Source organism: Lederbergia citri (genome assembly GCF_018343625.1).
Classification (GTDB): Bacteria; Bacillota; Bacilli; order Bacillales; family Bacillaceae_C; genus Lederbergia; species Lederbergia citri.
Window position 1 is genome coordinate 1002502 of the sequence record NZ_JAGYPG010000001.1, and the last position, 24569, is coordinate 1027070.

Below are 24569 nucleotides of genomic sequence, written 5' to 3' on the forward strand. Positions count from 1 at the left end.
ACATGGCAAGGTCCAGAAGTGGCCTAAGAAAATACCTCTTCGAGGCATCTATATCCTTAAAAACCAAAAAAAACACAATAGGCACTTCGAATGTTTCCATTCGAAATGCCTTTTGTCTACAATCTGAAAGAACCTTATATGGGTTCTTTATCGATGACTTCTTCATTTTTGATTTGCATTAACTTTAATTCTGCCAAACGCTCTTCATTTTCTTCAAAAAATTGAACGAGATCGCCAATTCTATCAATTGAATTCCAGCTTAAATGATGTTCGATCCCTTCTACATCTTCATAAATATTTTCTTCTTTTACTCCAATTAATCTTAAGAAATTTTCGAGTAAATCATGGCGTTCTACTAAACGCTTCCCAATTTTTTCCCCTTTTTTCGTTAAAATGAGTCCACGATATTTTTCATACACGAGATAACTATCTCGATCAAGCTTTTGAACCATTTTCGTTACGGACGAAGGGTGTACAGCCAATGCTTCTGCGATATCTGAAACACGTGCATATCCTTTATTTTCAATTAATAAATATATTTGTTCTATGTAATCTTCCATACTCGGAGTAGGCATTCATATCCCCCTTAGTACAACTTTAGCAACTAAAAGTTTACTATAATCCAATCTTTTAAACAAGTACAGGAAAATCTGCACTTACAGAAAATAGCGAATTAAATGAATTGAATAATTTTATTCATTAATTCCGATTGTTTTCTTGACGCTAATCGGGTAGTAGTGTATAGTTTACTTATCATTGAACAAAAGATTTGCAAATGTCAATTGTTTAGTGAGAATATTTTTTCAGGAGCACTCAGTGCTCAAGTCTAGGAGGAAAAAGATACATGCAAAACGGTAAAGTAAAATGGTTTAACAATGAAAAAGGCTATGGTTTCATTGAAGTTGAAGGCGGAGAAGATATTTTCGTACACTTTACAGCTATTCAAGGCGAAGGCTTCAAAACTTTAGAAGAAGGTCAAGAAGTTTCATTTGAAGTTGTTGAAGGAAACCGCGGACCACAAGCTGCAAACGTAACTAAACTATAATAACATACAATGACAAGGCTGGCCGACTTAGGCTAGCCTTTTACTTTTGCTTCATTAAACAATTCCCTTTTTCCTGCAGTTTTTGACCAACGGTACATTGGTTGATGCAAAATCGATGTGCATACGATTTACTGAATTCCTTTTTAAAATGTAAATGTAGGAAGCATCCTTCACAATAGGATGTGATTAGTTCATCAATTTCTCTAAAGATTTCTGTCCGTTTCATTTGATCAACCTTTCTAAGACCCTTCAAACTATTTTCAAATGACCTTCAATGATTTTATTTGAAAGTGCTTGAGTTGCAAGTTTGTCAGCTTCTTTATTGTCACTTCGTGAAATAATCTCATAACTTGGCTTCAATCCTAACTCTTTCATTTTTGCTTCTATTCTGTCAAGCCAAGCATTTAAGACTTTTTCATAACATGGCCACTCGCCTTCCAACTGTTTTATCACACCTTGAGAATCCCCTTTAATGACTACAGGAACGTTTTTCATGCCAAGGTCCTCTAAAGAGAGGAGGGCATAGTATAAGGCAGCATATTCAGCTTCATTATTGCATTCCATTTGTTCAATTTTCGCATTGGTTCTATATCTATATTTATCCTTGCCTTTTTTATAGTATATGACTATTCCCATTCCTGCCGTTCCTGTTTGAATGTCAAAACCACCATCAAAATATATAATTGGTTCTGAAGGTTCGAGCTCTAATTTCACCTTGAGTTTAGAATATTCCTTTCGACTCCATTCTCTTTCCATTTCATCTATTAGGAGCATATCCTTTACACGTCCGGTTCGCTGCAAATCATCGAGAAGATTGTCAATGTATGTTTCATTAAGCCATTCCGTTTCCATAAAAACTTTTTCCGTTTTGGGTCCTTTGTATTCAAATTTCACTTTATATTTCATGATCCCAACACCTTTTCAAGATAATATGGTTCACATCTTATCTCATTTTAAGTAAACTATTTCCCATAGATGTAATTTCTACACTACCTTAAGGGGAAAAAGAAAAATGATTGAAGTATACATAGATGGTGCCAGCTCAGGAGATCCTGGTCCTAGTGGTGCCGGCATATTTATAAAAAACAACGGAAAAACAGAATCATTCTCCATTCCACTCGGGACGATGAATAACCATGAAGCAGAGTTCCATGCATTAATTAAAAGCCTGGAAATTTGTATTGAGCTCGGGTTTTCAATTGTTTCCGTCCGATCTGATTCAACCGCGGTCGTGGATGCTATTGAAAAAGAATATGCACGTAATGAGAAATATCGACTACTCTTAAGAGACGCCTTGTCATTAGCATCTCAAATTGACCTTTTTTTTATAAAGTGGATTCCTTCAAAAGAAAATAAACATGCTGATCAATTGGCGAGGCAAGCTATTCGGTTAAATGCAGATATTAAGTAGCAACATCTTTCGGACATAGTGAACTGGATCTGCTTGATTCTATTCTTTCTGGACTTTGCAAATTAGATTTGCATGACGCAGTCCAATGTAATACTTTATTTGGACTGAATGAACTCAGTTCTTTTAATTATGTCCAATTTATCACCCTTTTTGGAACTAGTGATCTAGCATAACTTTATTCAGTCCAATTTAACACACTACTGAGACACAGTTAGTATTCAAATGTATAAACTAGTTTCCTAACTCATATTTTGTCATATATCTCGATTGTATTTGTGTAAATAACAAATCCAACTGAAAAAAGCACATAGTCAGTTATGTGCTTTTAATCCCATCACTTCCATTAATCTATATGCCTCTCGTTTGGTTTTAACATTATGCTCTTTTAGTCTTTCCAATAACGATAAATAGAAACTGCCGTCGAATCGCTTCTGGGTTTTTAAAGTTAATTCGATTGCTAACGAAACAACATAATCATCTGATCCTGTTGATTGTTTTCCAAAGTAAATAAAAGAAATCGCATCGTCTTTAAACTTAAACCCTTTTGATTCTAGATCCATGAGGTAGTTTTCCAAATCAATAAGCTCCGTGATCAATGAACTTTTCTCCTTTTAATGCGTGTTCAAAAAGGAAGATAAAAAGGATCGAGTCGGCTAACTACGCTGACACTAGCACGTCCTGTGCGTCCGAAGTTTCAGGCTGCGTAGTTACAAGCAGAAGAAACAAGCCAACAAAGAATTACGAAGTGTCATTTTTATCGAACTTTTTGAACATCACCTTTATAACCTACTTGCAAATATATCGTCTTCCTCAAACCATTTCGTTTTCAATAAATGATTACGGACTGTTTTTAATTCAAACTCGTCACAAATGTCCATTGATAATGAGGGTGAAACACTCCATTCTGTACTGTTAAAATCAATGTTCAATGGAACATTGCATTCAATTGCAGCAAGCTGACGAGATAAATGTAACATTTCTAAATCACTATTAATCTTTTTCTGCAGCGAAGGTGTGAGCGTGTGAATATTTGCTAGTAATCCTTCAATATCTGTATGATCTTGTATAAGTTTATATGCTGTTTTTTCTCCAATTCCCTTTACACCCGGATAACCATCACTTGAATCACCCATTAATGCTTTAACATCAATTAACTGCTTCGGATGCAGATTGAATTCCTCGATATAGCTCACTTTCGTATGGTGTAGATAATTACCAATTCCTTTTTGCATAATCAAGACAGAAATACGATCATCAATGATTTGCAGCAAATCCCGATCGCCAGTTAAAACAGTAATATTGGCAAGCTCTTTATACTGATTGCTGATTGTACCGATACAATCGTCCGCTTCATAACCAGCTAGTCCAATACTCATGATTCCAAATGAATCCGTAACTGTTTTTGCAAGATCAAATTGCGGGATCATTTCGACAGGAGGGGCTTGCCGGTTCGCCTTATAACCATCAAACATTTCATTCCGAAACGTCTTGCTCCCCATATCCCAACAAACAGCAACATGGGTGGGATCAAATTTTTCTACTGCTGTCAGTAAATGTTTTATATACCCTTGAACTCCATTTGTAGGGACGCCTTTGCTGTTAAACATAAAATTATTTCGTAGAGCTGTTGCGTAAAACGAGCGAAACAATAGTGCCATACCGTCTATTAATAATAAATGTGGATTCGAAATAGTAAACACCTCTTATTCTAATTTATATTACTATTATATCAAAGTTTAGGAAGTTCGCCTGTTTCCACCGGATTTTCATCATACGAAACCCAGTCCGAATAACTTCCTGCATATAGTTTAACATTTTTAAATCCACAAGCTTTTAATGCCAGAATGTTAGGTGTCGCCGTTACACCTGATCCGCAATAAACGATGATTTCTTCTGTTTCGTCCAAGTAGGAAAATCGTTCTTTTTGCGTCTCTACATCTTTCCAAAAGCCATTGTCGAATCCATCCGTCCATACTAAATTGATTGCTCCAGGGATATGGCCTGCTCTCTTATCAAGAGGTTCTACAAGTCCCAAATAACGCTCTCTTGCCCTTGAATCAATTAAAATTCCCTTTCGATTTTTAACCTGTTCATATGAAGCCAGCATTTCCTCTTTAATGGAAGGCACAAAGTTGGCATAACTATAAGTAGGGATTTCATCTGTTAGTTCATACCCAGCTTCCTTCCACGCCTTGTAGCCTCCATTTAATATATAAACATCTTCATGACCTAAATATGAAAGCAACCACCAAAAACGACCAGCAAAAGCACCCTCTCCATCATCATAAGCAATAACCGTTTTTTCTTGGGTAATCCCTGCTTTTCTTAATTTTTCAGTGAATTCATCTACCGCGGGTAAAGGATGGCGTCCCCCGTGCTCTAAAACAGGAGACGATAAGTCCTTTTCCAAATTGAAAAACACAGCACCCGGGATATGGGCTTGAACATAGGCACTTTTACCATGAGCTGGATCTGCAAGAGCGAATCTACAATCGATAATCCTGACGTTTTCATCTTGTAATTGGTCATGCAAAGAAGAAACAGATTTGATAAATCTCACGCTCATCCCTCCAAAATGGATCGAATTCTTTTCCACTCAGCTAGTTTTTCATGATCAGATAGAGCTTCCAGCCATCCTTCAAACTGATCATTTACGTCTGAAGACACATGTGCAATCAGTTTACTGAACTCATTGTCTATTAAGGAATGATAAAAAGTCTCCAGTTCCCTTTGTTCATTCTGTATATATTCATCTGCAAGAGGAGAAAGTAGATTTTCTAATGCCTCTTCCATTTTCTTCTTCTCGTTTTGTTCAAAAAATGACTTCGGATTTCTAAAAAATTTAAAGCTTCCTTCCAATGGGCTTCGGTCTATATACTTAAATGCTGATTCAAATTCTGGTGTTTTAATAGAGCCAACTTCCCAACCGGAAACAGTCATTTCTTGCTTGATCAATTGCATTTCCTTTTCCAAATTTCCTAACCGGTTTAAAAGCAGCTTTTGTACATATCGTTCGAGTCTTAACGATGTCGCCCTTAATTCTTGGGCGAAATCATAACCTGTGGACTCTAATAATTCATCCAAACATTTTACTAGTAACTTGCGACTATTATTTTGGAGAACAGCTGGATTAAAGGACTCCTTGAAAAAGTCTGGAAAACGGTAAAACACTCTTTGCTTTACGTAAAATAATAATTCTTTCGCTTCTTGCGACAATTGTTTCTTCAATAAACTAGGTTCAGCTACCTGAAGTATGTTCGCTATTTCCGCACTTGCGGTCCGTAACTCTTCAATTCTTTTATTCTTTACCGCTTCATCTTCACTTGCTGCATGAATTAACTGATCTAGCATAATTAAAATGCGATTATAATCAGATTCCGCAGATTGTATCGCTAATTGAGATAAATCATTATTTAAAAAGTGATTAAATTCATGAGTGAATTCATCAATTTTTGATTCAATTCTTTTACTCAATGCTAGTTTACTAGAAATGCCGAATATTTTTGGAAAGCGAATTCCGTTAGAGACTAGTTCTTGATGAACATAATCTAACACTTCTTTTATTTCTTCATTAGAGCTTGCAAGGTCAATAGCATTTACGATAAAGAACATTTTATCCAATTCAAAGGCATCTTTTACCCTACCTAATTGAATGAGGAATTCACGATCCGCTTTCGAAAACGCATGATTATAGTACGTGACAAAAAGAATAGCGTCTGCATTTTTAATATAATCAAATGCTACACCTGTATGCCTTGCATTAATAGAATCAGCTCCTGGTGTGTCAACAAGTGTAATCCCTTGTTTCGTAAAATCACAATCATAATAAAGGTCAATAGACTCGACAAAGCAAGATTGTGTCTCCTGACCAACAAAACGATGGAATCCTACTAAATCAGTTGTTAAGACCGTTCCTAAATGGTGCTGATGCTCTTTAAAACCTTGATGGAATGCGTTTAAAAATGATAGATGGATTTTTTCTTTTCCACTATAATCCGAATCTTTTAGGATATTAGGAATTTTTGAGTATGCATCAGAAAGCGAAGTGCTATCATATCCAAATAATGATAATGAATGGGCAACATCAGCAAGCATTTGCTCCTCATTTTTAAAATGAACATCTGCAGTCCCATGTTCATGTTCGTTTGTCGCAGGGCAAATCCGATTGATGGCAGCTGTAGTTGGATTAGGTGATACAGGTAGAACACTCTCTCCCAATAGTGCATTTGCAAACGACGATTTCCCCGCACTAAAAGCACCGAAAAGCGCAAGCGTATATTCACGATTTTGAAGACGAGCCAGCTTTTCTTTTAACCCGGAAGTAATTCTTTTAAAACTACCTTCATTTTCGAGACTTATAATCGCTTTTTCAATTTTGGCTATCACTTTATCAATATCTGTGTCATTTTTATTTTCAACAGGTGCGTCGGCTATTTCTTCCTTAACATCCATTACCTCTTTTTGAAGAACACTTTCCCCTGTAAAAATTCGAATATCAGCCTGTTCCGCTTTCCAATTTACAAGAAGTGATTGTAATAAGGAATGTTCTTTTCCAGTTGGGATCGAACATTGGTCGATTTTCTTTTCAAAGTCAAGGTCCAATTGACCTAATGAATGGATAGTCGAAGTTGTAACACTTATTTTGTTTAATTTTGTTTCAATTTCGGACAAGTCTTTATTTATTTTCCGTTTATAAGCAGAAAATAAGGATGTTTGGAAATCGTTCGTCGCCTCTCTCGCTTTTTTCTTTATTAGGCTTGCGACATCTTCACAATATTGCAGAACATATTCACCTGTTAATCCTGCACCTTTTTTAATCGCATCAATCAATAAAGTATCTTCAAAATGAACGGCTAGATTTTGAGCTTCTACTTGAAGATCTTCTTGTATAACGCCTGATTCAGAAAGCTTTTTCGCGGCCCATTGTCTTAAATGCCAATCGATTTGAGCTTCTACTTGTTTTTTGACACTTTCCGCAAAATGTTCTAAAGAAGTTTTTCTTTCTAAATCTGTCTTTTTCTTGCTGAAAAAGAGACCAATTTTAAAGTCTGGGTGCTGGGTTTTTAAAAATTGAGCAGCGAGCTCCCGTGTTTCATATGGCATTAAATAGGCATTTTGAAGCAAGCTATCGCGTTCGGAAATAAAATCTTTCTCCCATTTATCGACTTTTGCTAAAAGTTTTTCTTTACGTGTTATAAGACCTTTTTCTTCATTAAATATTTGAGCTAATTCTACGTCACTATACTCCGTTAATAATTGCTCCAACGGTTCTGCTGCCGCTTTTCTTTCAGCAGCTAACCAGCTTTTATGCTCAGCCATCAATTGATTCGTGGCCTTCTCTATTGTAGCTTCCAGCCATTCTTCATGATGTGCAAAAGCATCGTTAATTAACAATTTTACTGTATCAAATTCATTTTCAGGATGATCTCCTATTTTTAAAGATGTGAAAAAAATACCTGAAGGCTCTACATTCCACGCTGCAAACGAATCGGTCACCGTTTGCTTAAATTGTTGGAATGAGAGCTCCGCATCATTATGCTTATCAATTTGATTAATGATTAAATATAATTTAACATCATGATCAAGTAAATTTCGTGTATATGTGAAATTCAATTCAGATTGTACATGGTTATAATCCATTACGTAAAAGACTACATCCGCAAGATGCAAAGATGATTCCGTTGATAGTCGATGGGCATCGTCAGTTGAGTCAACCCCAGGTGTATCCATAACTGTTACACCATAAGGAAGGTTTGAATCTAATCTACCAATTTCGATTTCCGTCACATCACCGTTTTTGCAAAATTCCTTTACGGTCGCAAATTCGTAAGGAGCTTTAAATAATAAAGGCTTTTCTGAACGATAAAACACTTTTGCGTAGTCTTGTTCGGCACGATGAATTTTTACCAGATTAGCACTTGTTGGTATTGGACTTGATGGAAGAATATTTTCTCCAACTAAAGAATTAATCATCGTTGATTTACCAGCCGAAAAATGGCCGCTAAACGCGACAATGAATTCACGATCCACGATTTTTTTAATGAGCTTTTGAGCTTTTTCAGCACTTTTCTGATCACCATGATCTTGAAATCGCTCCATTAAAACAAGTATTTTATTTAACTGTGCTTCTTCCGTAGATGTTTCCAAAACTTTAGACATGTGCAACAACAAACCCCTCGTTATAATCATTACATTTTATTTTACATGACAATGTAGGATTTTCATATACTTTTCATAAGACTAAAAAAGTCCAGTTCCTCTTATTGCATTAGAACTAGACAAAACTTAATCAAATTTCTCATTGTAATTAGTATTTTCACGCAATGCTTTTTCTTCGATTGGTATTCTTACTCTAAGAATGATCTGATTCAATATTAAAAACAAAATTGCTGTTATGTATAGGTTAAAAATCATTGGAATGACAAATAATTCAATTGTTACAATAATATAGTTTGGATGTTTTACATATTTAAATGGACCTTTTTTCACAACATATGTTCCGGATAGGACAATAATTTTTGTATTCCAATATTTCCCTAGAGTTACGATTACCCATATGCGCCCAATTTGGACAATGATAAAAATGAATAAAAGAGCCTGCCAATACGAATTTAGTGCGGGTTTGCGGATTAAATACTCTACAATTAAACTTAGGAAAAATCCGATATGCATGAGAACCATTAATTGGTAGTGACTTTGACCGTACTCTTTCGCACCCGACGTCAGCATCCATTGCTCATTTCTTTTAGCGATTCTTAGTTCTATCAGCCTTTGCGCAATCACAATCAACAATAATATAAGGAAAAACATCATTCCCACCTGACTAGCAGCATTTCAGAACTAAAACCCGGTCCTAATGCTGCAACGACTCCATAGTCGCCACGATTGATCTTTTGTTGTAAAAAACGTTGAAGCACAAATAATACTGTGACTGAGGACATATTCCCATATTCGCGTAAAACTTTAAGTGAGTTCGCTGTTCTCTCTGAAGGCAAACCTAATGCTTCTTCGTATGCATATAACACTTTTTTTCCGCCAGGATGTGCGATAAAATGCTTTATTTGAGAAATCGATAATTGATTATGTACGAGCAATTGCTCTACTTCTGGTCTTAACCATTCTTTGACAATGGACGGAATGTCTTTAGAGAACACGACATATAAGCCATCATCTTTTATATTCCAACCCATTACGTCTAATGAATCCTTCATTAAGGTGGATTGTGTATCTATTATAGAAGGGATCGTTCGTTCAATAATCTCTGAATAGTTTACTTTGTCTCCTCCAATAAGTGCTGCAGCTGCCCCATCTGCAAAAAGAGATGTACCAATAATATTACTTTTACTCAAATCATCTTTTTGAAAAGTAAGGCTGCATAACTCAACCGCCACGACTAATACCTTTGCATCTGGAAAAGCACGACAATATTCGTATGCTCGTGAAAGTCCTGCTGCCCCACCGGCACAGCCAAGTCCCCAAATCGGAATTCTTTTCGTATGTTGGGAAAATGGCAGTTTGTTCATAATTCTAGCATCTAAGCTTGGTGTGGCCATACCGGTCGTATTAATCATTATGATTGCGTCAATTTCTTCGTATGACATTTTTCTTTGCAAAGAGTTTGATTCTAGGCAATTTTTAATTGCCTCAATACTTAAACTTACGGCTAAATCAATAAATTGATCATTTTTTTCAGAAAAGGAATGGTTTTGGCGGTACCATTCTAAAGGCTTTACAAAATGGCGTTTTTCAATTTCTCCATTATGAAAGACTTTCAAAAGCCGTCCTAAATCTTTAACGGAATTGGAGAAAAGCTGTTTAGCGAATTCCATTGTCTCATCTTGAGAAATAGAATATTCCGGGACTCCTGTTCCTACAGAAATTATTCGCGGCACAACAAAATCTCCCTTCTTCTCTGAATCGAATTATTTTTTTAGTTCTTCCAATTGCTCGAAAAATCCAGGATATGAAATAGTAATAGCCTCACTATTTTGAATATGTGTGTCTCCTGATGCTAGACAGCTAGCGATTGCAAGCATCATGCCGATACGATGGTCACCGTGGCTATTCACTTCTGCCCCATGCAAGTTTGACTTCCCATAGATTTTCATACCATCTTCCGTAGCTTCAATATTTGCCCCAAGCTTTCGCAATTCATTTACAACGGTATCAATTCGATTCGTTTCTTTAACTTTTAGTTCCTCTGCATCCTTAATAACAGTTACGCCTTCAGCTTGGGTAGCTGCAAGGGCAAGAATCGGAATCTCATCAATTAGTCTTGGAATAATATCACCGCTAATTTCTACACCTTTTAAATTTGAGTAACGAACTGTTATATCTGCGTAGGGCTCCATCACTTTATCATTTTCATTATGAATCATGATATCAGCACCCATTTTGGTTAGTATATCCAAAATTCCAGTTCTAGTAGGATTCATTCCAACATTTTTAATTCTGATCTCACTGTCAGGAATAATAGACCCTGCAACAAGGAAAAAAGCGGCAGAAGAAATATCACCTGGTACGTTTATATTTGCTCCTTTAAGTGTTTGTTTTCCTCTTATTGATTTTTTCAAACCATCTGTTTCTACAAAACCGCCAAATTCCTGCAGCATTCTTTCTGTATGGTCGCGAGAAGCTTCTGGCTCAGATACGGATGTATTTCCATTAGCAAATAAACCTGCCAATAGAATAGCGGATTTTACTTGAGCACTCGCAACAGACGAAATATAGTCAATTCCCTTTAGTCCTCCACCGCGGATTGCTAATGGAGTAAATTTGCCTTCTTCACGTCCATCAATTTTTGCACCCATTTCCTTTAAAGGAATGGTCACTCTTCCCATTGGTCTTTTAGCGATTGAATCATCACCTATTACAGTAGTATGGAATGGAAGACTTGATAAAATACCTAACATAAGACGAATGGTCGTCCCTGAGTTCCCTACATTTAAAACTTGATTCGGTTCTTGTAATCCTTCTAAACCCTTCCCATTAATTTCAACATGGTCTCCATCTAGATGAATCTCAACTCCGAGCTTTCTAAAACAATCAATCGTACTTATACAATCATCGCCTGTTAAAAGTCCATCAATTACTGTTTTTCCGTGAGCGATTGAACCTAGCATAACGGCACGATGTGAAATTGATTTATCTCCTGGGACTTTCATTTCCCCTTTTAATCGCACGCTCAATTTCTTCACTCCTCACATACTAATATACGTGTCATACCCTCTGTTTTCTAAACAGGCTTTCGCTCTTTCCAAATCTTTTTCTGTTTGGAAACTGATTCTTAGAACTCCATAAACATCTTCACGCGCTTCAATAATCCTAATATTTGTAATGCTAATATTTTCCTGAGCAAGCACTGTTGTGATATCTGAGATTACCCCAGGTTTATCGAGTATATCTACATATAAATCATAAAATGCTGTAATAGCTCCTTTTGCTCGAACTGGTAGGGAGTCACGATATTTCTTAGCTCCATTAAAATAATTGTATAGCTCTTCAGTATCTCCCTCTTCAACCAATTGTTTTACATCATTCATTTCTGACATCCATTGATCTAAAAGGCCGAGTAGAGTTGGTTGATTATGCTTGACGATATCTCGCCACATTTCAGGGCTTGATGAAGCAATTCTTGTTATATCACGGAATCCGCCAGCAGCTAGATATTTGACATGGTCATTTTGGGAAGCATGATTTTCCACTTGTCTCACTAAGCTTGCTGCAATGATATGCGGAAAATGACTAACGACTCCCGTTACTAAATCATGTTCTTTCGGGTCCATGATGATAAAATTTGCATTCGTACCCTTTAACCAAGTTTTCAAAGTATCAATTTTTCCATTTGTAGCATTTTTAGATGGGGTTAATACATAAAACGCATTCTCAAATAAATGTGCTCTAGCACTTCCCGGCCCCACCTTGTGAGAGCCAGCCATTGGATGTCCACCGATAAAAGGAATGCCATTATTAAAATACTTTTCTGCTTTTTCCATTATCTTGGCTTTAGTACTTCCTACATCCGTAATAATAACATCTTCTTTTAAAGGCAGATTTGCAAGTTTCTCAAGCAATAGCTCCGCTTTTTCCACGGGGCAAGCTAGAATGATAAGATCTGCATTAGAAGCTTCCTCTTCAAAATCCTCTGTACAGTCATCAATGATATTTAATTTTTTCGCTAAATGGCAATTATCCAGTTTAACATCATAGCCAACAATATGGACTTGATGTTCTTTTTTTATTGAAAGGGCGACTGATCCTCCAATCAGTCCAACCCCAACTAATAAAACACGTTTCAAGTCTTCCATTTTTACACAGCCTATTCTTTACTAGAGTTTTACGGTAGCTATTTCCGCCAGCAGTTTCATTAATTGTTCGTTTTCTTCTTCTTTCCCTACTGTAATGCGTACTCCGTTTGGAAAAGCTCGAACAATCCAGCCTTTTTCTAACAATCGTTGAAATATTTCAGTACTCGATGCTCCCGGAATGTTGATAAAAATAAAGTTCCCTTGTGATGGATAATAAGAAATTTGAAGCTGATCAAAAAATTGATAATACTTTTCTAATTCTTTTTTGTTTAGAGCGACTGTTTTTTCAACGAACGCATTGTCTTCTAAAGCCGCAATGGCTGCAGTTTGTGCAAGAGAAGATGTATTAAATGGAAGTCTTGCTACTTCCAATTGTTTAATGAGTGTCGGACACCCAATTCCATATCCAATCCTAAATCCAGCAAGGCCAAACGCTTTTGAAAAAGTTCGCATGATTAAAAGATTTTCAAATTTGTTTAAAAGTGGAATGGTTTTAGGATAATCATTATTTGTCGCATATTCGAAATATGCTTCATCCAAAACGACCAATACATGACTGGGAACTTTACTTAAAAATTCTTCTAACTCTAATTGATTCACATACGTTCCAGTTGGATTATTCGGGTTGCATATCCAAACAATTTTTGTTTGACCGTCTATTTGTTTCGCCATTTCCTCTAAATCATGTTTGCCATCTTTTAAAGGAACTTCCCTTATTTCAGCATTTTCTATAATGGCATGATGGCGATATTGTGGGAAAGTTTCTTTAGCCATGACAGTGTTTGTGTTAGGAGACAACATCGCTCGAATTAAATATTGGATTAATTCATCAAGGCCACTGGAAAAGATGAGCTGGTCCTCATCAACTCCAAGATAATCAGCAACTTTTACTCTTAATTCTGTCGCTGCTCCATCCGGATAAATTGAAAAACTTGGAATTTTTGTTGTAATAGCTTCAAGTACTTTTGGTGAACATCCATAAGGGTTTTCGTTAGAAGCAAGCTTTACAATCTTGTCTAAATTGTACTCTCTTTTAACTTCTTCTGTTGTCTTACCTGGGATGTACGGTTTTAATGTTAATAACTGCTCTTTCACCTTCATAGCGTACCCTTCCTTTTAAAAGTTTTTAGAGTATTCTTTATGTCTTTCAATATTTTCTTTAATGGCAGACATACGATCATGCCCAAACTCTTCTAATAGTGCTACCGCAAGTTCCCATGCTACGACAGATTCTGCCACGACACTAGCTGCAGGGACCGCACAACTATCGGAACGTTCAATACTTGCCTTGAAAGGCTCTTTCGTATCAATATCTACACTTTCTAACGGTTTATACAAAGTAGGGATTGGCTTCATTACACCTCTTATGACAATTGGCATTCCAGTCGTCATTCCGCCTTCAAAGCCACCAGCATTATTCGTTCTTCTCGTATATCCATTTTCCTCGTTCCATTGAATTTCGTCATGAACCTGACTGCCAGGACGATGTGCAGCTTCAAAACCGATCCCAATTTCTACACCTTTAAATGCATTAATACTCATAACAGCAGCAGCAAGTTTTGCTTCGAGTTTACGGTCATATTGAACATAACTTCCTACACCAATCGGCATACCTTCCACGATTACTTCCACTATTCCACCGATGGAATCTCCATTTTTCTTTGCATCATCAATTGCTTGCATCATTTTTTCGCCTGCTTCCGGGTCGAGGCATCGTACAGGTGATTCTTCAGTGATTCTTTGTAATTCTTCTATGGAGTTATATTGAATGTTTTCGGCTTTCACGCCTCCGATTTCCTTCACGTGTCCGCCAACTTTTACACCTAGTTCGGAAAGAATTGTTTTCGCTACTGCACCAGCTGCAACGCGGACAGTAGTTTCTCTCGCAGATGAACGTTCAAGAACATTTCTCATATCTCGATGACCGTATTTTATTGCTCCATTTAAGTCTGCGTGACCCGGTCTAGGTCGAGTGATTTTTCTTTTTACTTCCTCTTGTTCTTCTGGACTGATAGGTGCAGTCCCCATAATTTTTTGCCAATGCTTAAAATCATTATTTTGGACGACTAATGCAATCGGCGCTCCTATCGTTACACCATGGCGCACACCACTCGTAATTTGAGCTTGATCCTTTTCAATTTGCATTCTGCGTCCACGGCCATATCCTTTTTGTCTTCTTTGTAATTCATAGTTGATCATCTCTGCTGTCAATTCCAGTCCAGCTGGCACACCTTCCAAAATCGTAGTAAGCTGTGGGCCATGCGACTCCCCTGCAGTTAAGTATCTCATTTTTTTCTTCCTCCCATTTTTTGATATAAAACAAAAACGCCCCTGCAAAAATGCAGGGACGTTATTAATCGCGGTACCACCCTAATTGCGGATTAATATCCGCCACTCTTGTTTGATAACGGTCAAAACCGTCTTTTTCTACTAATTTGGATTACCAAATATTCAAAAAAGAAGCTCAAGGGAGTAATTCATATTTATGACTGTACTGATTCGCACCGGCCATCAGTTCTCTGACACTACAAATTCATAAATACTACTGTGCCCTGTCTTTGCTTTTCGTTTCGTATTATATAAATTCAATTTTTATCACATGAATGAGATCTTGTAAAGTATATTTTGTTTTTTTCAAAAATATAAATATGGCTATAACATTTTCCCATCCGAAACATAAAGTGTAATATATCAATTGTATGATAAAATAAAATGAAATGTGACAGGTTTGAGAAAAGTTTTGCAAAATTAATAAAAAGTGCGAAATCTTTTTTAAAGCCTATTGACATTTATTATATAAGCGTCTATCGTATTGACTTATCAAACAAAAATATTTTCATACACGCTTTACAGCGTTGAAGTCTTAAAGTATGATGAGTTTATCATCTATTTGGACAGAAAAATATAAGGAGGGCTTATCGTTGTCAGAACTAGAATTATTACGTTCAAAAATTGAAAAAACAACCTTGCAAATTTTAGAACTATTAAATGAGCGAGGCAAGATTGCACAAGAAATCGGCAAATTAAAAGAAATGCAGGGCGTTAAACGTTACGATCCAGTACAGGAGCGAAAATTGTTTGATCTCATTGCTGAGCATAACGAAGGCCCATTTGAAACTTCAACCGTTCAGCATATTTTCAAACAAATTTTCAAAGCAAGCCTTGAGCTTCAAGAGGATGACAATCGCAAAGCATTGCTTGTTTCCAGAAAGAAAAAGCCTGAAAATACAATTGTTTCAGTGTTAGGTGAAGAAATTGGAAATGGAACTCAACATTTCATAATGGGACCATGTGCTGTTGAAAGCTACGACCAAGTAAAACTTGTCGCACAAGCCATGAAACAACAAGGCTTAAAATTAATGCGCGGTGGTGCTTATAAACCAAGAACATCCCCGTACGATTTCCAAGGTCTTGGTGTAGAAGGTTTGAAAATTTTAAGGCAGGTTGCGGATGAAGAAGGATTAGCTGTTATCAGTGAAATTTTAAATCCAAATGACATGGAAACTGCTTTAGATTACGTAGATGTCATCCAAATTGGCGCTCGTAATATGCAAAACTTTGAACTATTAAAAGTCGCAGGTTCTGTCAGAAAGCCAGTCCTATTAAAACGCGGCCTATCCGCTACGATTGAAGAATTTATGTATGCCGCTGAATATATTCTTGCACAAGGAAATGATCAAATCATCCTTTGTGAGCGCGGAATTAGAACATATGAAAAAGCTACAAGAAACACTCTAGATATTTCTGCTGTTCCAATTTTGAAGAAAGAAACTCACTTACCAGTTGTAGTTGATGTAACACACTCTACTGGACGTAAAGACTTACTTCTCCCAGCTGCTAAAGCAGCATTGGCGATTGGTGCAGATGCCGTAATGGCAGAAGTTCATCCAGATCCTGCTGTTGCTCTATCTGATTCAGCACAGCAAATGGATATCCCTGAATTCAACAAATTCATGGAAGAAGCAAGAGCATTCGCAAATCTTGTACAGAAAACTCCAGTTAGTTAATGAATAAAAAGCATTTCATTTTTCGTATATACTCGGAAAATGAAATGCTTTTTTAATCTAATTCTACTCTTGTATTAAAATCAATTTTCCTTCTCCGTCGCGACCAATCTGAAATAATCACAATGGAGGATAGAATTAAAATCACTCCAATTATTTGCGTAAAAAATAGTTCTTCTTGATAAAGTGTAACCCCTATTACAACAGCCGAAATCGGTTCTATTGTTGCTAGTATGGAGGCGGTGCTGCTTTCAATACCTTTAAGACCATATGTGTAAAATAGATAGGCAACAACTGTCGGAAATAGACCAAGTCCCGCCATATAAAACCATGCTTCTAGGGGCAATAAGGCTGCGTTTTTCCAAAAAGGAAAGAATGGCATAAGCGTTAGAGTAGATACAAAAAAAGTATAAAATGTAATAATAAAAGATTCATAATTTCTTAAAGCGATTTTCCCAAAAATCGTATAAAGTGCGTAGCCCAGTCCTGAACAAAGTCCGATGATAAACCCTAAAGCAGTCCAGTTCCCTCCTATGTCCTTCCCTGCAAGGGCTATAATAGTACAACCAATCATCGTTGTGAAAACGGCAATCATTTTCTTTTTTGTTAATCTTTCCTTTAAAAAAAGTGCGGAAAGAACCACTACAAACGCAGGTGCGGTATAGAGAAGCATGACTGCAATGGATATTGACATCATATTTATTGCTTTAAAGTACGCCCAATTAAAAAAAACAATGCTACATAGACCCGTACCGATAAAATACCATAAATGTTTAAATTGAATCGCTATTTGACGTTTGTTTTTCATAAATAATACGAAAGGCAAAAGCCATAAAAAAGCAAAGGTAACACGAATAGAAACTATTTCCATTTCAGTAAAACCATAAAAAGATAATTGCTTGACGAAAATGGCAATGGCTCCCCATAATAAAGCCGCCAATAAAACCATAAATTGTGGCACCTATATCACCCTAATTAAAAGAGATGGCATGAATGCCACCCCTTATGATAGTTGATAGACTTTAGAAAATTTCTCTTCTAGGTAGTTCGCTAAATATTTTGCACTCAGGCCTTCACCAGTTGCTGATTTAATAATTTCTAATGGTTCTTTCGTTTTTCCATATTGATGAACATGTTCTGTAAGCCAATTTTTAATAGGAAGTAGATCTCCATTTCGCAGCAACTCTTCGTAATTTGGCAAATCTTTCAACATAGCATTTTTCAACTGTGCCGCATACATATACCCTAATGCATACGATGGAAAATACCCGAAGCTTCCTCCAGACCAATGAACATCCTGTAATAATCCTTCTGCATCATTAGTTGGTCTAATGCCTAAATATTCTTCGTATTTATCATTCCATATTTTTGGAAGATCTTCAACTTGAATTTCATCATTAAATAAACCTTTTTCAATTTCATAGCGGATAATAATATGTAAGGCATAAGTTAAATCATCTGATTCTATTCGAATGAAAGATGGCTTTGCCTCATTGATGGCACGGTAAAAATCATCAAGCGATACTTGATCAAACTGACCATCTGCATATTCCTTTAACAATTCATAATTACATTCCCAAAAAGCACGATCACGAGCTAAAATGTTTTCGTAAAATAATGATTGGGATTCATGGATACCCATCGACGTTCCTTTACAAAGCGGAGTTCCAATCAAGTCTTTAGAAATATTTTGTTCATAAAGAGCATGTCCGCCTTCATGAATCGTTCCAAAAATCGCCATCCGAAAGTCTTTCTCATCATAACGGGTGGTGATACGGACATCCCCTGGATTTAATCCAGTTGCAAATGGATGAACGGTTTCATCAATTCTTCCAGCGTTAAAATCATATCCCATTTGTTCCAAAATTTTCACACCAAATTCTTTTTGTTTTTCCTTTGGGAACTTATGAAAAAGAAAATCTGTTTTTGGTTTATTTTCAGAAGCCGTGATTTTTTTAACTAATGGAACAATTACATCCCGTAATTCTCCAAACACTTGATCAATAATGTCGACTGTTACTCCCGGTTCATACATATCAAGCAAAGTATTATATTTATTGCCGCTGTAACCCCAGTATTCAATAAATTTTTTGTTAAAAGCAACTAATTTTTCAAGGTATGGCTTAAACATTTCAAAATCAGATACTGCTCTTGCTTGCTCCCAAACATGTTCAGCGTTTGACTGGAGCACTACATATTCCCCGTATTCCTTTGCAGGAATTTTTTTATTTTTTTCATATTGTTTTTTACATTCTTTTAAAGTAAATTTTCCAATCTCTGAAAGTTCATCAAGTTTACTTGATAAACTAGCTATGTATGCTGCCATTTCTTCGGACGTAGACATTTGAAAGTGTTCGGATGCAAGCACTCCAATCACTTGTGAGCGTTGTTCGACCCCATTTTTGGGCGCTCCTGTTCTAAGATCCCAATACATTAATCCGAGCGCTTCTTCATAAGCCTGCATTTTTTTCACGTATTGCAGGAATTCTTTTTCTATTTCTAACGTTTCCGGCATCTCATTTTGCCTCCTTTGTCTCTTATCTACTTTATTTTAACATAACAGAAAAAAGCTGGATATTAGAAAAACGCAAGTGCTAAAAATGCACTTACGCTTTTATGAAGATCTTTCTATACGTCTGTTAGATAAAATATATTCCAGCGCTTTATTTAAGCTTTTTTCCGCTTCTTTTAAGCTTGCTAAAGCAGTTTCTGGCAATTGTTCTTCCTTTCCAAGTAAACTATAGGAAGAATAAATGGCTTTCGAAATGATCTCCATTTCATTCATCGTTTGAGCCATTTGATATACCTCCTTGCAATAAATGATATACAATCAAGTATATTCAGCAAGGTGGCTTTTTATTCTAATACGATTGTCGCGGTGGTCTCGGTCCCCAAAATTGATAATAGTCCGTCCGAATAAAACCATTAAAAAGCTTCCTTTTTTTTGTAGCTTCTTTTCCGTAAAGTTTTTCAAATTCGGCATTAGATGTAAGAATATATATGGACCAAGTATCAAGTTTTTGAAAAGCTTTACCAATCTCACGGTACATGTTTTCTACTTCTTTTTTGTCACCAATTCTTTCTCCATACGGGGGATTTCCAATGATGACACCAAATTCTTTTTTTGAAGTGAAATCACTCGCCCGCATTTGTTTAAAAGTAACTAAATCTCCTAAACCAGCTTCGAATGCATTTTTATTGGAAATATCAATCATTCGATGGTCAATATCAGAACCTGATATTTCGAGCTGTTGGTCATAATTTGCTAAGTCTTCTGCTTCTTCTCTTACCTTTTCCCAAATTTCTTCGCCCATCCAAGACCATGTTTCACTTAGAAACTCCCTATTAAAACCAGGTGCAATATTTTGGCCAATTAAGGCCGCCTCGATTGGAATCGTACCGGAACCGCAAAAAGGATCGTGAAGAATTCGATCTGGGTGCCAATTTGTTATCTGTATAAGAGCGGCTGCTAATGTTTCTTTTAAAGGAGCTTCCCCCTGATCAATTCGATACCCACGCTTATGCAATCCAGCCCCACTAGTATCTATCGTAAGAGATACTTTATCCTTTAATAAGGAAACTTCAATTTTAAATAATGGGCCAGTCTCCGCTAGCCAAGTAGTTTGTTTATACGCTTTTTTCATTTTTTCAACGATTGCTTTTTTAACAATTGCTTGGCAATCCGGTACACTATATAAGGTTGATTTTACAGATTTTCCTTGAACTGGAAACTCCGCATCTACTGGGAGATATTCCTCCCAGGGCAATGCTTTCGTTTTTTCAAAAAGCTCATCGAATGTCGTAGCCTTAAACTCTCCTACGAGTATTTTTACTCTGTCCGCTGTCCTTAACCACATATTTGATCGTGCAATCGCAAGTTTATCGCCAGTAAACAATACTTTTCCATTTTCAACCGTACATTCATAGCCTAGCTTTTTTACCTCGGTTGCCGCAATCGCTTCAATTCCCATTGCAGTTGTTGCAATTAAATTATACGTTTCCATTTCCTTCACCCTCATAAAATTTGACTAGGATCCCACTCATTTAATAACTCCATTAACTCCTGTATAGTAAGCGGTGGTGATATGTAGTTGCCTTGCATGATATCACAGCCAAGATTTTTCAGATGTTTAAATTGCTTTTCACTATCTACCCCATCAGCTGCTACTGACAAATGAAGATGTTTTCCTAAATGAATGATTGCTTCAACAATCGAAGCATCATCTTCATATTTCCCTATATTCTGTATAAAACTTTTATCAATTTTTAATTTATCAATTGGAAAACGATTCAAATAACTCAAAGAAGTGTACCCTGCTCCGAAGCCATCAACCGTTAGCTTAACACCTAACTTTTTAAGCTCCATCAATTTACTTTTTGCGTATGATGCTTGCGGCATGATAGCTCCTTCAGTCAATTCAATTTCAATAAAGCGAGCAGGGATATTTGAGTTTTCTATCGCAAATATAACATCCTTCACAAAACTTTCTTGGTTGAAATGTAGAGGAGAAATATTAAATGATGATTTGATGCCAGAGAAACCTGCTAGGTGAATATGCTTAATATCTTCACTCGCCTGATTTAGAATCCAATTTGATATTGGAAATAATAATCCTGTTTCCTCAGCTAGTAAGAGTAATTCATCAGATTTTAGAACGTTATTCCAATGACAATGTGCTTCTATCCCTTCTATTTTTCCGTTTTTAGCATTTAGAAGTGGTTGATAAAGAAGAAATAACTCTTTATCTTTCAAAGCATTTCTCAATTGTGCTGCCATATTAATTTGACTTTTATCAGAATGAGAAAATCCTTCATGATAGATTTCAAATTGGTTTCTGCCATTCAATTTTGACATATACATAGCTTTATCTGCTTTTTTTAAAAGAACTTCTGAACTATTTCCATCATTAGGAAAAAAACTGATTCCTATACTTGTTGTAATATAAACTTCATTTCCCTCAATGTAAAAAGCTTTTGTTAAACTTTCAATAATCCTTTTAGAAATATGAAAAGCTTCTCTTTGGTGTTTAATATTGGAAAGGATAATGACAAATTCATCGCCGCCTAGTCTCGCGATAACATCTTTATTTTTAATTAAATCTTGGAGCCTGCCTGCCACTTCGATTAACAGCTTGTCTCCTGCCTCATGTCCCAATGAATCATTTATTTGTTTAAAACGATCTAAATCTAAAAATAATAATGCTAAATTTTGTTTAAATTGCTGGGAAATTTCAAGTAGATTCGAAAATCTTTCCGTAAATGAATGACGATTAGGAACACCTGTTAAGGCATCATAATGAGCAAGCTTTCTAAGTTCATCTTCAGCTTTTTTTCGATCGGTTATGTCTGAGAAGACCCCAATATACCCTTGATTAATTCCTTCAGAATCTTTTACTTCTGATATCGTCAGCCATTCTAAAAAGAGTTCTCCATTTTTTCGTTTATTCCAAATTTCCCCGCTCCAGCTGCCCTCTATTGAAATTGTTTCCCATAGTTTATGATAAAATTGTTTATCATGAAGTCCCGATTGTAAAATTCTTGGATTTTGCAAATACACTTCATTTCGCTTATAGCCAGTAACAATCTCGAAAGCAGAATTAATATATAATTTGGCGTTTTTCATTTACAACCATAACGCCTTCGCTTATTTGTTCAAGAATTTTTGCTGAAATGTTTAATTCGTTTAGAACAGTATCAGTATGTGTTTGTTGGACATTGATGAATTCCATGTTATCTGACCAACTTCCTGTAACAATATGTAAGTTATAAATAAAGAGACTTTCCTTATTTTCGTTAGACCATAATATTAGTAATGGATTTTTCCAAATACTAGGGTCCAAGTACTTTTGGAAAGCCTCGTTTCATCGGATGTAAACCTATAATAACATTCATATAAGCCATGTTCTGTACCATCGTACTACAATCGGCTATAGGCAAGCCTCGTACTCAGGCGGTAATCATCTATCTGCAGGAAGAACTTCCTGCCTCTTTCCTTGTTCAGTTCCTCAGAAAGAGTGCCTCTACCAAAATTTGAGTTTCTCGCTCGTGGGGTTTACCGCGTTCCACCTTTGTTGTTTCCAACAAAGCTACGTCACTGTGGCACTTTAAGGGTACTCGCACCATATCAAAAATGACTTAGGTACTTTTCCCGCCGTCAATCCAGACTAAATCCAGACTGCCCTGGCTTATTGTTTGGCCAGGCACGATCACTACGGGCATCACAGCACCGTGCGAGCATGGACTTTCCTCTGCTGAATCAGCAGCGATTACCCGAATGTTATTTAGTATCACTATAGGATTTTGATTTGTATGTCCTTACCGACTTTTAATTTTATAACTTTTGTAACGACTGTGCAAGCGGTAATTATTGGTAAGAGATTAATTTTCTAGCTTGGCAATACTAAGGTAATGAACGACAGGAAATCATATCTGTAACTTGCCTCTTCCCTTAATATTGAATGTTTAATTAATCATCTAGCTTGCTCCCAAATACATGCCTTTCTAAGTTGGAAAGACGCTTCAATATATCGAAATTCGTCGTCCCAGCAGGCTGTACAGGTTGTCTACGTGACTGTTCTTCTACCTGCTTTTTCAAACGCATATTTTCCTGCTGGAGTTCATCCATTAGTTGATGCATAGTTTCATAATCTTTAATGATTAAATCTAAAAATTTATCAACGTCCTCTTGTTTATAACCGCGAACACCCGCTTTAAATTCTTTTTCTAAAATTTCCTTTGCAGTCAAATTTAATCTTTCTGCTAACATCCGAAACACCACCTTAAAATTCACACTACATTAACATCATTCTTCCAAAATAAATTGATTTTGTCAATTTTGCAAGTAGTTTTTGGGAAGTTTTGGAGAAAATTTAAAAATTACAGACAAGAAGGGGATTACGTTACTCAATTGAGACTGAAATCATAGTAAATCCTACGTTCTGTCCAGATAAGCGATCGATCGAGACTGAAATATTAATAAATCCTATGTTTTGTCCCGATTCATACTTAATCGAGACTGAAATCTCAATAATTCCTATGTTCTGTCCCAATTCACACTCAATCGAGACTGAAATCTCAATAAATCCTATGTTCCGTCCGGATTCACGCTCGATCGAGACTGAAATCTCAATAATTCCTTATTTCTGTTCGGATTCACGCTCAATCGAGACTGAAATCCGATTAAATACTATGTTCTGTCCCAATTCACACTCAATCGAGACTGAAATCTCAATAATTCCTTATTTCTGTCCGGATTCACGCTCGATCGAGACTGAAATCTCAATAAATCCTATGTTTTGTCCCGATTCACACCCGATCGAGACTGAATTCTCAATAAATCCTAGGTTCTGTCCAGATTCACGCTCGATCGAGACTGAAATCTTAATAAATCCTATGTTTTGTCCCGATTCATACTCAATCGAGACTGAATTCATAATAAATCCTATGTTTTGTCCCAATTCACACTCAATCGAGACTGAAATCTCAATAATTCCTTTGTTCTGTCCGGATTCACGCTCGATCAAGACTGAAATCTCAATAATTCCTTTGTTCTGTCCAGATTCACGCTCGATCGAGACTGAAACCTCAATAATTCCTTTGTTCTGTCCCAATTCACACTCTATAGAGACTGATTCTCAATAATTCCTATGTTTCTGTCCCGATTCACGCCCGATCTTGAATGAACTCTCAATAAATCCTATGTTCTGTCCCAATTCACGCTCGATCAAGACTGAAATCTTAATAAACCCTATGTTTTGGCCAGATTCATACTCAATACAGACTGAAATCAAAAAACATTCTAT

The 24569-nt window shown here is 36.3% G+C and carries 24 protein-coding genes, 1 other RNA gene and 1 other annotated feature; of the genes, 3 read left to right on the forward strand and 22 right to left on the reverse strand.

Features of this window, described 5'->3' with window-relative positions:
• Positions 1-134 precede the first annotated feature (134 nt).
• A complete protein-coding gene (gene mntR, locus KHA97_RS05050; protein WP_213123619.1) occupies positions 135-575 on the reverse strand; it encodes a transcriptional regulator MntR in 441 nt (146 codons plus the stop codon).
• Between the two features lie 269 nt (positions 576-844).
• Here mntR and cspD point away from each other — a divergent pair, with 269 nt between their 5' ends.
• Positions 845-1045, forward strand: coding sequence for a cold-shock protein (cspD, locus tag KHA97_RS05055; RefSeq protein ID WP_213123620.1), 201 nt, complete (start codon positions 845-847; stop codon positions 1043-1045).
• A gap of 40 nt (positions 1046-1085) precedes the next feature.
• Here cspD and KHA97_RS05060 read toward each other — a convergent pair whose 3' ends face one another.
• Positions 1086-1271, reverse strand: a complete 186-nt coding sequence (locus KHA97_RS05060; RefSeq protein WP_213123621.1) for a zinc-finger domain-containing protein — start codon at positions 1269-1271, stop codon at positions 1086-1088.
• Between the two features lie 23 nt (positions 1272-1294).
• Positions 1295-1951 carry a reverse transcriptase-like protein gene (locus KHA97_RS05065; RefSeq protein ID WP_213123622.1) on the reverse strand — a complete coding sequence of 219 codons (657 nt, stop codon included), beginning with the start codon at positions 1949-1951 and terminating at the stop codon, positions 1295-1297.
• Between the two features lie 106 nt (positions 1952-2057).
• On the opposite strand from KHA97_RS05065, the gene KHA97_RS05070 reads away from it, so the two are divergent.
• On the forward strand, positions 2058-2456 hold the full coding sequence (locus KHA97_RS05070; RefSeq protein WP_213123623.1) for a reverse transcriptase-like protein: 399 nt from the start codon (positions 2058-2060) through the stop codon (positions 2454-2456).
• 311 nt (positions 2457-2767) lie between these two features.
• Here the strand turns inward: KHA97_RS05070 and KHA97_RS05075 are convergent, their stop codons facing one another.
• The 10 genes from KHA97_RS05075 to aroC form a co-directional block, all read right to left on the reverse strand.
• A complete protein-coding gene (locus KHA97_RS05075; protein ID WP_233713305.1) occupies positions 2768-3052 on the reverse strand; it encodes a DUF6123 family protein in 285 nt (94 codons plus the stop codon).
• A 183-nt stretch (positions 3053-3235) separates the two neighbouring features.
• On the reverse strand, positions 3236-4147 hold the full coding sequence (locus tag KHA97_RS05080) for a 5'-3' exonuclease (protein WP_213124317.1): 912 nt from the start codon (positions 4145-4147) through the stop codon (positions 3236-3238).
• Positions 4148-4185: 38 nt separating this feature from the next.
• On the reverse strand, positions 4186-5016 hold the full coding sequence (locus tag KHA97_RS05085; protein ID WP_325167408.1) for a sulfurtransferase: 831 nt from the start codon (positions 5014-5016) through the stop codon (positions 4186-4188).
• A gap of 2 nt (positions 5017-5018) precedes the next feature.
• Positions 5019-8615, reverse strand: a complete 3597-nt coding sequence (locus tag KHA97_RS05090) for a dynamin family protein (RefSeq protein WP_213123625.1) — start codon at positions 8613-8615, stop codon at positions 5019-5021.
• 126 nt (positions 8616-8741) lie between these two features.
• Positions 8742-9266, reverse strand: a complete 525-nt coding sequence (locus KHA97_RS05095) for an isoprenylcysteine carboxyl methyltransferase family protein (protein ID WP_213123626.1) — start codon at positions 9264-9266, stop codon at positions 8742-8744.
• Entirely contained in the window at positions 9266-10348 is a 1083-nt protein-coding gene (locus tag KHA97_RS05100) for a type III polyketide synthase (protein WP_213123627.1), read from the reverse strand. Before KHA97_RS05100 ends, KHA97_RS05095 begins: the two co-directional genes overlap by 1 nt.
• A gap of 30 nt (positions 10349-10378) precedes the next feature.
• A complete protein-coding gene (aroA, locus tag KHA97_RS05105) occupies positions 10379-11644 on the reverse strand; it encodes a 3-phosphoshikimate 1-carboxyvinyltransferase (protein WP_267912408.1) in 1266 nt (421 codons plus the stop codon).
• A gap of 12 nt (positions 11645-11656) precedes the next feature.
• Complete coding sequence (locus tag KHA97_RS05110; RefSeq protein ID WP_213123629.1) at positions 11657-12763, reverse strand: prephenate dehydrogenase; 1107 nt, start codon at positions 12761-12763, stop codon at positions 11657-11659.
• A 21-nt stretch (positions 12764-12784) separates the two neighbouring features.
• A complete protein-coding gene (hisC, locus tag KHA97_RS05115; RefSeq protein ID WP_213123630.1) occupies positions 12785-13864 on the reverse strand; it encodes a histidinol-phosphate transaminase in 1080 nt (359 codons plus the stop codon).
• A gap of 15 nt (positions 13865-13879) precedes the next feature.
• A complete protein-coding gene (gene aroC / locus KHA97_RS05120; protein WP_213123631.1) occupies positions 13880-15052 on the reverse strand; it encodes a chorismate synthase in 1173 nt (390 codons plus the stop codon).
• Between the two features lie 51 nt (positions 15053-15103).
• Positions 15104-15331 (reverse strand) — a binding site (T-box leader).
• Between the two features lie 353 nt (positions 15332-15684).
• On the opposite strand from aroC, the gene KHA97_RS05125 reads away from it, so the two are divergent.
• A complete protein-coding gene (locus KHA97_RS05125; RefSeq protein ID WP_407657988.1) occupies positions 15685-16770 on the forward strand; it encodes a bifunctional 3-deoxy-7-phosphoheptulonate synthase/chorismate mutase in 1086 nt (361 codons plus the stop codon).
• A gap of 52 nt (positions 16771-16822) precedes the next feature.
• Here KHA97_RS05125 and KHA97_RS05130 read toward each other — a convergent pair whose 3' ends face one another.
• The 9 genes from KHA97_RS05130 to KHA97_RS05170 all read right to left on the reverse strand — a co-directional run bounded on the left by KHA97_RS05130 (position 16823) and on the right by KHA97_RS05170 (position 24377).
• The gene (locus KHA97_RS05130; protein WP_325167409.1) at positions 16823-17728 is read right to left on the reverse strand and encodes a DMT family transporter; all 906 of its coding nucleotides are present in this window, start codon (positions 17726-17728) and stop codon (positions 16823-16825) included.
• Between the two features lie 42 nt (positions 17729-17770).
• On the reverse strand, positions 17771-19282 hold the full coding sequence (locus KHA97_RS05135) for a carboxypeptidase M32 (RefSeq protein WP_213123632.1): 1512 nt from the start codon (positions 19280-19282) through the stop codon (positions 17771-17773).
• Between the two features lie 99 nt (positions 19283-19381).
• Complete coding sequence (locus KHA97_RS05140) at positions 19382-19564, reverse strand: hypothetical protein (protein ID WP_213123633.1); 183 nt, start codon at positions 19562-19564, stop codon at positions 19382-19384.
• 64 nt (positions 19565-19628) lie between these two features.
• Positions 19629-20771: a THUMP domain-containing class I SAM-dependent RNA methyltransferase gene (locus KHA97_RS05145; protein ID WP_213123634.1), complete on the reverse strand. Its 1143-nt coding sequence runs from the start codon at positions 20769-20771 to the stop codon at positions 19629-19631.
• 11 nt (positions 20772-20782) lie between these two features.
• The gene (locus tag KHA97_RS05150; RefSeq protein WP_213123635.1) at positions 20783-22390 is read right to left on the reverse strand and encodes a putative bifunctional diguanylate cyclase/phosphodiesterase; all 1608 of its coding nucleotides are present in this window, start codon (positions 22388-22390) and stop codon (positions 20783-20785) included.
• Positions 22365-22607: a hypothetical protein gene (locus KHA97_RS05155; protein WP_213123636.1), complete on the reverse strand. Its 243-nt coding sequence runs from the start codon at positions 22605-22607 to the stop codon at positions 22365-22367. Before KHA97_RS05155 ends, KHA97_RS05150 begins: the two co-directional genes overlap by 26 nt.
• A gap of 48 nt (positions 22608-22655) precedes the next feature.
• Positions 22656-23045, reverse strand: an RNA gene (gene rnpB / locus KHA97_RS05160) — RNase P RNA component class B.
• Positions 23046-23233: 188 nt separating this feature from the next.
• On the reverse strand, positions 23234-23533 hold the full coding sequence (gpsB, locus tag KHA97_RS05165) for a cell division regulator GpsB (protein WP_213123637.1): 300 nt from the start codon (positions 23531-23533) through the stop codon (positions 23234-23236).
• 472 nt (positions 23534-24005) lie between these two features.
• On the reverse strand, positions 24006-24377 hold the full coding sequence (locus tag KHA97_RS05170) for a hypothetical protein (protein ID WP_213123638.1): 372 nt from the start codon (positions 24375-24377) through the stop codon (positions 24006-24008).
• Between the last annotated feature and the right edge of the window lie 192 nt (positions 24378-24569).

Bases quoted from the DNA above. Each gene is read 5' to 3' on its own strand.
- mntR (WP_213123619.1), bottom strand. From the start codon at position 575: ATGCCTACTCCGAGTATGGAAGATTACATAGAACAAATATATTTATTA.
- cspD (WP_213123620.1), top strand. From the start codon at position 845: ATGCAAAACGGTAAAGTAAAATGGTTTAACAATGAAAAAGGCTATGGT.
- KHA97_RS05060 (WP_213123621.1), bottom strand. From the start codon at position 1,271: ATGAAACGGACAGAAATCTTTAGAGAAATTGATGAACTAATCACATCC.
- KHA97_RS05065 (WP_213123622.1), bottom strand. From the start codon at position 1,951: ATGAAATATAAAGTGAAATTTGAATACAAAGGACCCAAAACGGAAAAA.
- KHA97_RS05070 (WP_213123623.1), top strand. From the start codon at position 2,058: ATGATTGAAGTATACATAGATGGTGCCAGCTCAGGAGATCCTGGTCCT.
- KHA97_RS05090 (WP_213123625.1), bottom strand. From the start codon at position 8,615: ATGTCTAAAGTTTTGGAAACATCTACGGAAGAAGCACAGTTAAATAAA.
- KHA97_RS05095 (WP_213123626.1), bottom strand. From the start codon at position 9,266: ATGTTTTTCCTTATATTATTGTTGATTGTGATTGCGCAAAGGCTGATA.
- KHA97_RS05110 (WP_213123629.1), bottom strand. From the start codon at position 12,763: ATGGAAGACTTGAAACGTGTTTTATTAGTTGGGGTTGGACTGATTGGA.
- hisC (WP_213123630.1), bottom strand. From the start codon at position 13,864: ATGAAGGTGAAAGAGCAGTTATTAACATTAAAACCGTACATCCCAGGT.
- aroC (WP_213123631.1), bottom strand. From the start codon at position 15,052: ATGAGATACTTAACTGCAGGGGAGTCGCATGGCCCACAGCTTACTACG.
- KHA97_RS05135 (WP_213123632.1), bottom strand. From the start codon at position 19,282: ATGCCGGAAACGTTAGAAATAGAAAAAGAATTCCTGCAATACGTGAAA.
- KHA97_RS05140 (WP_213123633.1), bottom strand. From the start codon at position 19,564: ATGGCTCAAACGATGAATGAAATGGAGATCATTTCGAAAGCCATTTAT.
- KHA97_RS05145 (WP_213123634.1), bottom strand. From the start codon at position 20,771: ATGGAAACGTATAATTTAATTGCAACAACTGCAATGGGAATTGAAGCG.
- KHA97_RS05150 (WP_213123635.1), bottom strand. From the start codon at position 22,390: ATGAAAAACGCCAAATTATATATTAATTCTGCTTTCGAGATTGTTACT.
- gpsB (WP_213123637.1), bottom strand. From the start codon at position 23,533: ATGTTAGCAGAAAGATTAAATTTGACTGCAAAGGAAATTTTAGAAAAA.